We start from the raw sequence: 13,285 nt of genomic DNA on the forward strand, positions 1-13,285 counted from the left end.
TGGAAGCTTTGCTCGACTTTTACTTAGCCCACTCGATTACAAATTACACGCCGCGATTAAATCGCCCCTAGATTGAATAAATTTTAATCCTGACGGGTCAATGGATCTTAAGGCAAAATTGAATGTTTAAAAAAGCGAATTAAATCAATATTAAAATCTGCGGGTTTGACTGCACCTTCTAACGCATCTTGGTTGCGACTGTGAGCAAGATCAATATCTTGCACTTCAGTATAGCGTGCGTGTTTGGCATGATAAAACGTTTTTACTTGAGGTTTGAGTGGGCTTGCAGGGTTACTTTTAGTAACCAACCCCACTTTTTGACTCGATAGTTTAACTAAGGTGCCAACAGGATGAATACCTATGCATTGAATAAACTTAGTGAGTAACTCGCCATCAAAACTGTCAGGGCAACCGTCTTTTAATATTTTAAAGGCTTTTATTGGCTCCATACCTGCTTTGTACACACGCTCAGCTGTAAGTGCATCATATACATCAACAATAGAGGCCATACGCACGTATTGGCTTATTTCATTCGCAGGTTTACCAAATGGGTAACCGCTGCCATCTAAACGCTCATGATGAAAACCTGCAATATCGACAGCGATCCCGGTTAGTCCTGCTTTTTCTAAAATTTGCTTACTAAAGAGTGCATGATCTTGAATAACTTTATATTCTTGTTCGGTTAGCTTACCAGGCTTATTTAAAATTTCATCGGGGATCTGAATTTTTCCAATATCATGTAGGAGAGCGCCTGTAGCGAGCTCTTCGATGAGATCTTTTTCAAAGCCTAAGTGTTTGGCAAAAATACTTATTAAAATAGAAACATTGATTGAATGCTCTAATAGGTAGGTGTCTTTTTCACGCATACGAGTGATACATGCAAGCGCATCTTGATTGCGAAATACAGAATCTATAAAGCCGTTCGCTAATTCTTTAAATGGTGCAATATCAATTGTATTACCTGCTTTAATATCGGTAAATGCTTTGCTTTGCAGTTGTTTTGCTTCTGTATAAAGCCTATTGGCTTTATGCATTTCTTGTTCGACACTATTAGCTGTTAGCCAAGGATCACGTTGCTTGGGGGGATCGTCAATAATTTCATCACAAGTATGCTCTGTACTCGGATCTACGATGGTTTTATCAGGATCAATTTCAACCTCTAATATACCGGCTTTAATAAGTTTATCGATCCCTGTTTGCGTTTTAACCCAACCTTGGTTTTTGATCTTAATTTTTCCAGTTTGTTTCGTCACGTTCTGAACAAACATACCAGGGAGAAGTTGATTAATAGGGATGGTCTTCAAATTATTTACTTCGTTAAAGTGGTTGTTCTTTAAACCTAGCAAACTTTTGCTTATAACTGTAGTAATAGACATGAAAAAGGGCGCTATTTAGCGCCCTTTAGTACTTATTACGTATTTATTCGTCGTCTTCAACTAACGTCATTAGCGATGTATTACCGCCAGAGGCTGTTGTATCAATACTTATAGTCTTTTCTGTGACTAAGCGCTTGATTAGCGTGTCGTAGTATTCTGAGCTTATCACTGGCAATATCGCACCTTTGCGTCCTGCAAGCTGTTGGCTAAAGTAACCTAAACGAGAAGAACGAGCTGCAACTACTGCGCCGGCTAAATGAGGGTGTGCTAAAAGCGCTTGCAACTGGTTAGGTTTAGCTACTTGTAAAACACCTTCAGCAACGCCGGTAGAGATAAATTTATCTTTAAAGGCAACCGCTTCGTCATAGAATATTTCAGAGGCTACAGTGATTACAGTATTACCGGCAGCGAGTGCTGTGATAATTGAAATTGCCCAGAAATTAAATGACGTGCTCTTATCCGCATAACACACTACACAACCACGCGCTTCAAGGTGCAGGGTATTTGATTCACCCGTTGGCCCAGGCAACGTTGTATGTTTGCGCATGTGTTTTTCAAGACGGTTAAGCTGTGCACGTGCATCGGCAAGTGTAAGGGCTAAATCGTCCGCAAGCTCGTCAATAATGTCAACAGTTGCTATTTTAGCCAGTAGTTGACGTACCGCAGAAACGCGGTCATTAAGAGGTGTTGCGCGCCAGATTTTCTCGTCACGCATTGAGTTGGCCATTAACTTTTCAACTTGCTCATTTGCACCCGAGTAGTGGTGTAAATCAAGCTCGTCAGGCGTTAGGTTAGTCATTTGTACGTTATCTGGCGATGCTTTTTCTTTCACTAAACGTTGTAGGTAGTTAGGGCCACCTGCTTTAGGACCTGTGCCAGAAAGGCCACGGCCACCAAATGGTTGCACACCAACGATTGCACCAATCATGTTACGGTTAACGTAAACATTGCCCGCACGCGACATTTTCGCTAAGTATTCACAACGCTCTTCTATGCGTGAATGAATACCCATTGTTAGGCCAAACCCAGTGTTGTTAATTTGATCAATTACGTTATCAAGGTCTGAACCTTTAAAGCGAATGATGTGAACACATGGGCCAAATACTTCACGTTTAAGCACTGACAAATCTTTGATTTCGTATAAACGAGGAGCAAAGAAATACGCGCCATTTTCGCTATTATCTGGAATATCACATTGATAATGCAGTGTTGCGTTACCTTTTAGGTACTCCACATGATCGTTTAAGTTCTTAAGCGCTTTTTCATCGATTACAGGACCAATGTCGGTTGATAGCAATGAAGGGTCGCCTACGTGTAACTCTTTAAGCGCGCCTTTGATCATCTCAATCACGCCATCAGCAATGTCTTCTTGTAAAAATAATACACGAAGCGCAGAACAACGTTGGCCGGCACTTTGAAAGCCAGAACTGATCACATCATCAACAACTTGCTCAGGTAGCGCTGTAGAATCGACGATCATACAGTTTTGGCCACCTGTTTCGGCAATGAGTGGTACTTGAATATCGTTACGAGCAGCAAGAGTTTGCGAAATGATTGTGCCGGTTTCAGTTGAACCAGTAAACATAACAGCTTGAATACGTTCATCAGGAACAATCGTTTTACCCACATCGCTACCGCGAGCTACTACAGCCTGTACAACAAACTCAGGTAAGCCAACAGATAACATAAGTTCAATAGTACGTAGTGCAATATAACTTGTTTGCTCAGCTGGTTTTGCAATTACGGTGTTACCCGTTACGATTGCAGCGGCAACTTGACCTAAAAAGATTGCCAGTGGGAAGTTCCATGGGCTGATACATAAGATCACGCCGCGAGCTTCAAAACGCTCATCTTCACTTAGCTCTTCAGCGCGTGCTGCGTAGTAGCGACAAAAATCAACGGCTTCACGTACTTCATCAATACCGTCTTGCGCTATTTTACCAGCTTCTTTGATACAAATAGCCACTAGCTCATCGTGATGACGCTCTAAAATATCAGCAATGCGGCGCAGTAAATTAGCACGATCTTTTACAGGTGTTTGTGACCATGATTCAAACGCTGTTTCAGCATTGCTTAGCAAGGTCAGCATGTCATCACTAGAGTGTAGTTTGACGTGACCAATGATTTCTTGATGATTTGCAGGGTTTTTAACGGCTAATGAACCTTCAGGTACATCCGTTGCTGTAATACGGTGCTCTGTAAACCAAGTATCAAGATTTTCTTTGAATGGCGTAATGATATTGATATCAGTTAAGTCCATGCCTTTTGAGTTTGCACGTTCTTCGCCATATAAATCAATTGGCATTTTGATTTGTGTATTGTACTTGTTACGTAAGCCTTGGAGTGTTTCAACCGGATCCGGCAGTAACGATTCAACAGGTTTAGTCGTATCAACAATCGCATTTACGAATGAAGAGTTTGCACCGTTTTCAAGTAAACGACGAACCAAATAAGCAAGTAGATCTTCGTGTTGGCCTACTGGAGCATACACACGACACTGGATTTTTTCTTCAGTAACGATTTGATCAAATAATGATTCGCCCATACCGTGTAAACGTTGAAATTCAAAACCTTGGTTATCACCTTTTGCAACTTCTAAAATAGTCGCTGCAGTGTAAGCATTGTGTGTTGCAAACTGTGGATAAAGCACATCACGTGCTTCAAGTAATTTAATTGCACAGGCTTTGTAAGAAACATCAGTGGTTGCTTTACGTGTAAATACAGGAAAGTGATCTAAACCATCTTGTTGTGTGGTTTTGATTTCGGTATCCCAGTATGCGCCTTTAACTAAACGTACCATCATCTTACGGCCAACGCGGCTGGCAAGTTCAGTTAACCATTCAATCACAAAAATTGCGCGTTTTTGGTACGCTTGTACTGCTAAGCCAAAACCATTCCAATCAGCTAGGTCATCATCGCTAAATACAGCTTCGATGACATCAAGCGAGATATCAAGACGGTCAGCTTCTTCAGCATCAACGGTAAAGCCAATGTCATAGCTTTTAGCAACCATTGCTAGCTCTTTGAGCTTAGGCACGATCTCGTTCATCACGCGTTCTTTATGCGTGAATTCATAACGAGGATGAATTGCAGAAAGCTTTACAGATATGCCTGGACTTTTTACTGGACCACGGCCATTAGCGGCTTTACCTATGGCATGAATCGCATTCATATAGCTATTGAAGTAGCGATCCGCATCTTTCATGGTGCGCGCGCCTTCACCTAGCATATCGTATGAGTATACATAGCCTTTTTGTTCTTTTTCAGCAGCACGTTCGATAGCTTCGTCAATCGTACGGCCCATAACGAACTGCTTACCCATGATTTTCATGGCAAAATTTACTGATTTGCGAATAACCGGTTCGCCTAAGCGACCAATCGTTTTCTTCAATACACCAAACTGCTGTTCTTTGGTTTTATCAGTGTAGTTAACCATTTTACCGGTAACTAATAGACCCCAAGATGATGCGTTTACAAATAACGAATCACTGCTACCTAAGTGAGAGCTCCAGTCGCCTTTTGCAAGCTTATCGCGGATCAAGGTATCTTGAGTTGCTTTATCTGGCACACGTAGCAGGGCTTCTGCTAAACACATTAATACCACACCTTCTTCACTCGAAAGTGAGAATTCATTTAATAGTGCATCAACACCGCTTTGACCATCTTGATCACGACGAATATTGTGAACTATCTGACGAGCACGTTCCCATGCGCGGCTACGGGCTTTAACGCCTACTTCGGCAAGGGGTAAAATGTGATCAATTACAGCATTTTCGTCAATGCGGTAAAAGTCACGGATCTTTTGTCGAATTGGACACGTTGTTGTCAAATCGCCGTTGAATAACATAAGTAACCTCTGGTGTGTGGAGTCTTGCAGCTAAAAAAGTATGCTGCTCGATTATCATGTTGCGTAATGCGTGCATTCTAATTAAATTCCAGCAGAATATGCTGGTTAAATTTGGCGTTTTACGATAATTTACAGGGCATACCTTTAACTTATCCGCATAAAATTCTGTTATGACAAGTTCGAATAGATTACGCCTGCTTGATCGTATCGATTTAGCAATATTAGATGTACTGCAAAAAAATGGCAGAATATCTAATGTTAACCTCGCAAAGCAGGTTAACTTAAGCCCTAGCCCTTGTCTAGATAGAGTAAAACGACTCGAACAAGAGGGCTACATAGAAGGCTACTTTGCTAAATTGAGCGAAGCCAAGCTAAACCAAAGTTTGCTTGCGCATGTGCAAGTATCTTTAGTGACCTCCAACACTGCGGTGTTTAAAATATTCCGTGAGCATATTTTAAAAATTAATCAAGTTGTTGAGTGCGATATGGTCGCTGGTGGCTATGATTATTTACTGAAAATCCGCGTATCAGATATGGATGAGTACCGCCAAGTATTAGGTGATTTAGTTGATATCCCTGGGGTTGGTACACATCACACTTATATGGTGATAGAGAAAATCAAACAAGACAGCGGACTTAGACTCGACACTTAAATTTAACTCACTGCTACCAACATATAGGCGGGGGTTTACCCCGTGCATGTTTAATTCCCAACATAAGCTCACCAAAAAGAAATTAATGTTAGTCAGGATTTACTCTGTGCAGCGCAAAGCGCCTCTGTGCTCTCGGTGGTAAAATAATTATTGTCGCCATAAATGGCGACCTACAGGGGCGCGGTGCTTGCATTACTTGTAGGAGCGTTGTTTGGCACCGTAAAGATAAAGTGATTATCGCGATGTTAACTCACTGCTACCAACATGTAGGCGGGGGTTTACCCCGTGCATGTTTAACTCTCCACATAAGATCACCAAAAAGAAATTAATGTCAGTTAGGATTTACTCTGTGCAGCGCAAAGCGCCTCTGTGCTCTCGGTGGTAAAATAATTATTGTCGCCATAAATGGCGACCTACAGGAGCGCGGTGATTGCATTACTTGTAGGAGCGTTGCTTGCCAGCGTAAAGATAAAGTGATTATCGCGAGATTAACTCACTGCTACCAACATGTAGGCGGGGGGTTATCCCGCGTAATATTAATTACATCGTACATAAAAAAAGCACCCAAGGGTGCTTTTTTTATATCTAATATATTATTTAACGCTTACGCCCAGCCGTCATAGCGCTTACGACGCGATAATACGATAGTAAGAATAATGCCTAAAAATAAACCGATGAATGCAATTGCACCGCCATAAGTTAGTAGCTGACGTTTTTCTTTCGCGCCTGCTTGCTGTTTTTGGGTGCGCTCAGCTTCTAAGGTGCTTTTAAGTTTAATTATTTGCTCAGAAAGAACATTATTTTGGTCTGTCAGCGTTTGGTTTTGTTCTTGAAGCTGAGGTAATTCAATTTGAGCTTGACGAAGTTGCTCTTGCATTGATGTCATTTCAGAGCTCAAAGTACGATATTGTTGATGGATACCAGCTGTTTGAGAAATGAATTTGGCTTCAACCCAACCTTCACGTTCTTTATCATCGATTACTTTAAAAAAACCATTTTCTTCCGATGAAGTAAGAGTTAGCTTAGTACCAGCATCAACAGAGCCAATAATACGGTAATTTTTACTCGAACCTGAATGCATAAATGTATAAAGGTTATCAACTATATAAGCGGTTTTTTCATCGGCCTGCTCTGCGTGGCTCATAAATGTAGCAGCTGCAAGCAGCAACGCTAATAAAGAATGTTTTAACATCAATCTACCTTGTTAATGTAACCGTGACTGCTACGGCAATAGTGTTTTTCATAGTTAAGTAGTGAGATAGTATGGATTTAACGCTCTAATAGCAAGGCTGATATTGTAATCGTGTATGTGAGCATAAAGGCTCAATCAGCTAAAATATTTGCAATGTTGGGCTGCTTTGTTTATTTTGAGCTCTTATTTATTTTAAAGGTAATCCTCAAGCCTAATGGATACTGAGATAGAACTGAAGTTTTTGGTGTCAGATGCCGTTATTCCACTGATCCCCGCGTTAATTACTCAATTTGCTAAAACCGTTACCAATAAGCCATCTCGTAGTTTGCAAAATGCTTACTTTGACACGCCGAGCCGTGAGCTTAGGGCATTAGATATAGGCTTTCGAACACGTTGTGCTGACAATCAATGTGAGCAGACAATTAAGCTCGCAGGTGAAGTTATGGGCGGTTTGCATCAACGTCCAGAGTACAATTTACCTTTGGACGGTTCTCGTCCAGATTTAAGTGCATTCGATGCTAATATTTGGCCGCATGGTATGCAAGTAAATGTAATTGCACAAAACCTTTATCCTATTTTTAGTACTAACTTTATTCGCCGCACGTGGTTAATAGAAACAAACAGTGGCGCTAAAATTGAGGTCGTCCTAGATAAAGGCGAAGTAGCAGCATCTGCAAAGGTAGAGCCGATCTGTGAGCTTGAGATAGAGCTTGTAGAAGGAAGCCGCAATGAATTGTTTACTTTAGCCGATATACTAGTTGGACAAAGTAATATTCGTTTAGGGTTATACTCAAAAGCGGCACGAGGCTATCGCCTAGCGGATGAAAAACCACTTAAGCCGAGTAAATCAATTGGTTTTGTTTCTTTGCCTAATAATGCAACACAAGAGCAAGCTCTCATTGAGGCTATAAGTTTTGGCATTCGTTTTGTACAAAAGCATGAGCAATGCTATTTTGACAAACCAAGTTTAAAAACCCTCAAACGTGTGACTGACGGTATTAGCTTGATACGTCATACCTTCTGGTTATTTGATGATATTGTAGATAAAAACACCACGGAACGATTACGAACAGAGCTTAAATGGCTCCTAAGTGAGTTAGCGTGGGTAGAGAATGCAATTCAATTAAAAACATATACCTCTAAACGTCATGCCTATTATAAAAAAATTAACAGCGCGCCAGAACTAACACAAGTCATAAATGACTTAAAAGAGCTGCAACCTAGCATTGAAGATATTAATCGACTGTTTCACAGTGCACGCTACAACCGCTTATTGTTATCACTAACAACATGGTTGGTTGATAAGCAATGGCGAAAGAGTTGGGGGCAAACACAATTTCAAGCCGCAGAGCAGCCCGTTGCTGATATTGCGCCTCGATTATTTGATAAAGATTGGAAAGACCTACACCAATTACTGCCAGAACAAAAAACACTGACTTTTAAAGATTATTTAAATTTACGTACTCGCTTAGAAAACAGTTTGCTCAGTGGTAATTGCCTTGGCTCTTTGTTTGAAAAAGACGATCGCAATGAGTTCCGCATTCCTTGGCTTGATATTTCTCATGGTATGTATGAACTCAGTACGCTTGAGTATTTAAAGCAGTTATGTGCGGGGCAAGATGATGACGAACTTGCAAAAATTCAAAACTGGCTTGAGAAAAAATCGGAATATTTAGTAAGCGCAATGGAACAAAGTCGATTAGCTTCATATAAAATTTCACCTTATTGGTTATAACCATATTTAGCGAGTGCATAGGGATAGTGTATGTGGCAAAAATTATTATTTATTGCGCTGTTTTGCAGTGAGAGTGCAGTGGCCGAAGTAAAGTCATGGCAATTATGGAAGCATCAGAATGGTGTTAGCATTCACTACAAAAAACATGATAATGGTATTTTTGAAGTACGCGGTACAGTGACTGTTAGTAACACGAATGCTGGTGATTTTATGGCGTTACTTAGTGATGCAGAGAATGCGCCGCAATGGATTGAAAATGTTAAGAGTGTCAAAATTTTAGCAAGATTAAGCCCCTCAGAAACTGTCGTGTACACTCAATTAGACTCACCATGGCCTGTCTCAGATCGCGATATGGTGAGTTATTCTTGTTATAAGCGATTAAACAATACGGACACTGAGCTGAAAATTTCGGCATATCCGGATTACTTTGATGAACAGCCTAATATGATCCGCATTACTGAAATAGAAGGTAGTTGGCTTTTAAGCGAAAAAGTTGTCCAAGGGTTGCCACAATTAACGATCGTTCATGAAATATATGCAGATCCCGGTGGCGCTATACCGCATTGGATAAGTAATAAGGTTGGCCTTAAAAGTGCTCTTTTAACTATGCTCACGCTAGAGAAAAAGTTATTAAGCAAAGATTTTCAGACCAATAACACCGTTAGCAAAATCGGTGAGTGCACCGCCAAAGCAGCATAAAAAATTTAAATTATTTATCAGATTAACTTTATTATCATGAAATTATAGTAAAAGTCATTATGTACAAATGGATAGAGTTTACGAGTATAAAAAAAGCGCCAGAAGGCGCTTTTTTTATTTATACAGAGGCTGAAATTATAGGCCAGCTGCTGCGCGAAGTGCGTCTGCTTTATCTGTGCGTTCCCATGGGAATTCATCACGACCAAAGTGGCCGTAAGCCGCTGTTGGTAGATAAATAGGGCGCTCAAGATCAAGCATTTGAATTAAGCCGTAAGGGCGTAGGTCAAAATGTTCACGAATAAGTTCGATTAAACGTGACTCTTCAAGCTTACTTGTACCAAACGTTTCAACACTGATAGACGTAGGCTCTGCAACACCAATTGCGTAAGACACTTGTAGCTCACACTTGTCAGCAAGACCAGCAGCAACAATGTTTTTAGCAACGTAGCGTGCAGCGTATGCCGCGCTACGGTCAACTTTTGATGGATCTTTACCAGAGAATGCACCGCCGCCGTGACGAGCCATGCCGCCGTAGGTGTCAACGATGATTTTACGGCCTGTAAGACCACAGTCGCCCATTGGTCCACCGATAACAAAACGGCCAGTAGGGTTGATAAAGAACTTAGTTGCACTTGTAATTAGTTCAGCAGGTAGTACTGGCTTGATGATAGTTTCCATCACCGCTTCTACTAAATCTTTTTGTGAAATATCTTCACTGTGCTGAGTAGAAAGAACAACGGCATCAATGCCTACAGGTTTGCCATTTTCGTATGCAAAAGTAACTTGAGATTTTGCATCTGGACGTAACCAGTTAAGCTCGCCGCTTTTACGTACTTGCGCTTGGCGCTGTACTAAACGGTGTGAGTAAGTGATTGGTGCAGGCATAAGTACTTCTGTTTCGTTACATGCGTAACCAAACATTAGGCCTTGGTCGCCAGCGCCTTGTTCTTCAGGGCTTGTACGGTCAACACCTTGGTTGATATCAGGAGATTGCTTACCGATAGTGTTTAAAATTGCACACGAATCAGCGTCAAAACCCATATCAGAATGAGTGTAGCCAATTTCACGTACAGTTTTACGGGTGATTTCTTCAATATCAACCCATGCGCTAGTAGTGATTTCACCACCAACCATAACCATACCAGTCTTTACGTAAGTTTCACACGCAACACGTGCATGAGAATCTTGCTCTAAGATGGCATCAAGTACCGCGTCAGAGATTTGATCCGCAATTTTATCCGGATGACCTTCAGAAACTGATTCAGAAGTAAATAAATGTTTTGCCATTGTCTTTGTGCTCACAAATATTGCGCTTCACAAACGTCGGTAAGAGCGCTAAAAAATTAAGGGGCGTATTTTATCTAAAACAACGATAGTTGCATAGTATTTTTACGCCTAGACGTCTAAAAAAAATTACTAATAACTTTTAGTTCTGAATAAAACTCCTTTGTACCTATAATTTATAGGGATTTTTAATTGCACACAGCACCCAGAATAAGTAAGAATGGGCGTTCAAAGTTACATACACACAAATCAGCGCAAATACAGTAAAGGTAGGAGAATTCATGCCGTCTCGCAAAGAACTTGCAAATGCTATTCGCGTCTTATCAATGGACGCAGTACAACAGGCCAAATCTGGTCACCCTGGAGCCCCTATGGGCATGGCTGATATCGCAGAAGTACTATGGCGCGATTATCTAAACCACAATCCAACAAATCCAGAGTGGGTAGACAGAGATCGATTTATACTTTCCAATGGCCACGGTTCAATGCTTATTTATTCTCTATTGCATTTAAGTGGTTATGATTTACCAATTGACGAAATTAAAAACTTCCGTCAAATGCATTCTAAAACACCAGGGCATCCAGAATACGGTTATGCGCCAGGTATCGAAACCACTACGGGCCCACTTGGTCAAGGGATCACAAACGCGGTAGGTATGGCGATTGCAGAAAAAGCACTCGCTGCCCAATTTAACCGCGAAGGTCACGATATTGTTGATCACCATACCTATACATTCCTAGGCGATGGCTGCTTAATGGAAGGTATTTCTCATGAAGCATGTTCACTTGCAGGTACATTAGGCCTTGGTAAGTTAGTAGCATTTTGGGATGACAACGGTATTTCAATTGATGGCGAAGTTGAAGGTTGGTTTAGCGACGACACCCCAGCACGCTTTAAAGCCTACGGCTGGCATGTAGTGAGCGGCGTTGATGGCCATGACTCAGATGCTATTCGCGCAGCAATCGAAGAAGCGCGTAGCATCACTGATAAACCAACACTGATTTGTTGTAAAACAGTCATTGGCTACGGTTCACCTAATAAATCAGGTAGCCATGATTGTCACGGTGCACCACTAGGTGAAGACGAGATCAAAGCCGCGCGCGAGTTCCTTGGTTGGACTGGTGAAGCATTTGAAATCCCAGCTGATATTTACAGCGAGTGGGATGGCAAAGAAAAAGGCAAGCAACTAGAAGCAAGCTGGGATGAAAAATTTGCAGCGTATGCAAGCGCACACCCAGAACTTGCTGCTGAGTTTAAACGTCGTACTCGTAGTGAACTGCCAGCTGATTGGGCTGAAAAGTCACAAGCCTACATTGAGCAGCTTGATGCAAACCCAGCAAATCCTGCATCACGTAAAGCGTCGCAAGATGCATTAAACGCATTTGGCCCGTTACTGCCTGAATTTATGGGCGGATCTGCCGATTTAGCAGGCTCTAACCTAACAATTTGGAAAGGCTCTAAAGGCCTTGAAGCAAATGATGCCAGCGGTAACTACATCTATTACGGTGTACGTGAGTTTGGTATGTCAGCCATTATGAATGGTATTGCACTACATAAAGGTTTTATTCCTTACGGTGCTACTTTCTTAATGTTTATGGAATACGCACGTAACGCAGTACGTATGGCCGCGCTGATGAAAGTGCCAAGCATATTTGTATACACGCACGATTCAATCGGTTTAGGTGAAGATGGTCCAACTCACCAACCAGTTGAGCAAATTGCGAGTATGCGTTTAACGCCTAACCTAGTTAACTGGCGCCCATGTGACCAAGTTGAATCTGCAATTGCATGGCAACAAGCGATTGAACGTAAAGACGGTCCAACCTCACTTATTTTTACTCGCCAAGGCCTTGCTCAGCAAACACGCTCAGCGCAGCAATTAAGTGACGTGAAAAAAGGTGGTTATGTACTTAGCTGTGATGGCGAGCCTGAGCTTATCTTTATCGCGACTGGTTCTGAAGTGCAATTAGCACAAGACTCAGCGGCAGAATTACGTAAGCAAGGTAAAAAAGTACGCGTTGTATCAATGCCATCGACTGACGTGTTTGATGCACAAGACGCCGCTTATAAAGAAAGCGTATTACCGGCTGCAGTTTCACGCCGCGTAGCAGTAGAGGCGGGTATTGCTGATTACTGGTACAAGTACGTAGGCCTAAATGGCGCAGTAGTGGGTATGACCACCTTTGGTGAATCAGCCCCAGCTAACGAGCTGTTTGAGCACTTTGGCTTCACGGTAGAAAACATCGTAAGCAAAGCAAACGAATTGTTTTAATTTTTACGGCTAAAATTTAAAAGCCCGCACTGTGTTTACGCAGCGCGGGCTTTTTTGTACAGAGCCGTCAGCCATAAGCTTTCAGCTGTCAGTTTTAGTGCTGAAACGCTGTGCTAAGTAAAATCGTAGGAGGGAGCTTTAGCCCGATTATTTTAGGTGCTTCAGCTCCGATTTTATTGGAGCCTCATTCCTGATTTTATGTTGTTTAAGTAGTTTTATTTGATTT

Annotated in this window: 8 protein-coding genes; 4 read left to right on the forward strand and 4 right to left on the reverse strand. The window is 41.6% G+C overall.

The features are described from left to right. Nucleotides 1-107 precede the first annotated feature (107 nt). The gene (locus tag A7967_RS00370) at nucleotides 108-1,304 is read right to left on the reverse strand and encodes a cyclic di-GMP phosphodiesterase (protein WP_064435379.1); all 1,197 of its coding nucleotides are present in this window, start codon (nucleotides 1,302-1,304) and stop codon (nucleotides 108-110) included. A 115-nt stretch (nucleotides 1,305-1,419) separates the two neighbouring features. Next, nucleotides 1,420-5,223 carry a bifunctional proline dehydrogenase/L-glutamate gamma-semialdehyde dehydrogenase PutA gene (gene putA, locus A7967_RS00375; protein ID WP_054455154.1) on the reverse strand — a complete coding sequence of 1,268 codons (3,804 nt, stop codon included), beginning with the start codon at nucleotides 5,221-5,223 and terminating at the stop codon, nucleotides 1,420-1,422. A gap of 170 nt (nucleotides 5,224-5,393) precedes the next feature. Between putA and A7967_RS00380 the strand changes: the two genes are divergently transcribed. After that, on the forward strand, nucleotides 5,394-5,876 hold the full coding sequence (locus tag A7967_RS00380; RefSeq protein WP_054204306.1) for a winged helix-turn-helix transcriptional regulator: 483 nt from the start codon (nucleotides 5,394-5,396) through the stop codon (nucleotides 5,874-5,876). Between the two features lie 604 nt (nucleotides 5,877-6,480). On the opposite strand, the gene A7967_RS00385 is transcribed toward A7967_RS00380, so the two are convergent. Further along, nucleotides 6,481-7,068 carry a TIGR04211 family SH3 domain-containing protein gene (locus tag A7967_RS00385; RefSeq protein ID WP_054204305.1) on the reverse strand — a complete coding sequence of 196 codons (588 nt, stop codon included), beginning with the start codon at nucleotides 7,066-7,068 and terminating at the stop codon, nucleotides 6,481-6,483. A gap of 214 nt (nucleotides 7,069-7,282) precedes the next feature. Between A7967_RS00385 and A7967_RS00390 the strand changes: the two genes are divergently transcribed. Further along, nucleotides 7,283-8,803 (forward strand): CYTH and CHAD domain-containing protein, encoded by a 1,521-nt coding sequence (locus A7967_RS00390; protein WP_054455156.1) that lies wholly within the window; start codon nucleotides 7,283-7,285, stop codon nucleotides 8,801-8,803. A gap of 30 nt (nucleotides 8,804-8,833) precedes the next feature. Then, nucleotides 8,834-9,502, forward strand: coding sequence for an START domain-containing protein (locus tag A7967_RS00395; RefSeq protein WP_064435234.1), 669 nt, complete (start codon nucleotides 8,834-8,836; stop codon nucleotides 9,500-9,502). A 135-nt stretch (nucleotides 9,503-9,637) separates the two neighbouring features. Here the strand turns inward: A7967_RS00395 and metK are convergent, their stop codons facing one another. After that, the gene (metK, locus tag A7967_RS00400; protein WP_054204302.1) at nucleotides 9,638-10,789 is read right to left on the reverse strand and encodes a methionine adenosyltransferase; all 1,152 of its coding nucleotides are present in this window, start codon (nucleotides 10,787-10,789) and stop codon (nucleotides 9,638-9,640) included. A 278-nt stretch (nucleotides 10,790-11,067) separates the two neighbouring features. On the opposite strand from metK, the gene tkt reads away from it, so the two are divergent. Next, complete coding sequence (gene tkt, locus A7967_RS00405; protein ID WP_054204301.1) at nucleotides 11,068-13,059, forward strand: transketolase; 1,992 nt, start codon at nucleotides 11,068-11,070, stop codon at nucleotides 13,057-13,059. Nucleotides 13,060-13,285: the final 226 nt, after the last annotated feature.

It is taken from the genome of Pseudoalteromonas neustonica, assembly GCF_001653135.1.
In the GTDB taxonomy this organism is placed as follows: Bacteria; Pseudomonadota; Gammaproteobacteria; order Enterobacterales; family Alteromonadaceae; genus Pseudoalteromonas; species Pseudoalteromonas neustonica.

Coding starts and splice junctions, on each gene's coding strand:
- A7967_RS00380 (WP_054204306.1), top strand. CDS start 5,394: ATGACAAGTTCGAATAGATTACGCCTGCTTGATCGTATCGATTTAGCA.
- tkt (WP_054204301.1), top strand. CDS start 11,068: ATGCCGTCTCGCAAAGAACTTGCAAATGCTATTCGCGTCTTATCAATG.
- metK (WP_054204302.1), bottom strand. CDS start 10,789: ATGGCAAAACATTTATTTACTTCTGAATCAGTTTCTGAAGGTCATCCG.
- A7967_RS00395 (WP_064435234.1), top strand. CDS start 8,834: ATGTGGCAAAAATTATTATTTATTGCGCTGTTTTGCAGTGAGAGTGCA.
- A7967_RS00390 (WP_054455156.1), top strand. CDS start 7,283: ATGGATACTGAGATAGAACTGAAGTTTTTGGTGTCAGATGCCGTTATT.
- A7967_RS00385 (WP_054204305.1), bottom strand. CDS start 7,068: ATGTTAAAACATTCTTTATTAGCGTTGCTGCTTGCAGCTGCTACATTT.
- putA (WP_054455154.1), bottom strand. CDS start 5,223: ATGTTATTCAACGGCGATTTGACAACAACGTGTCCAATTCGACAAAAG.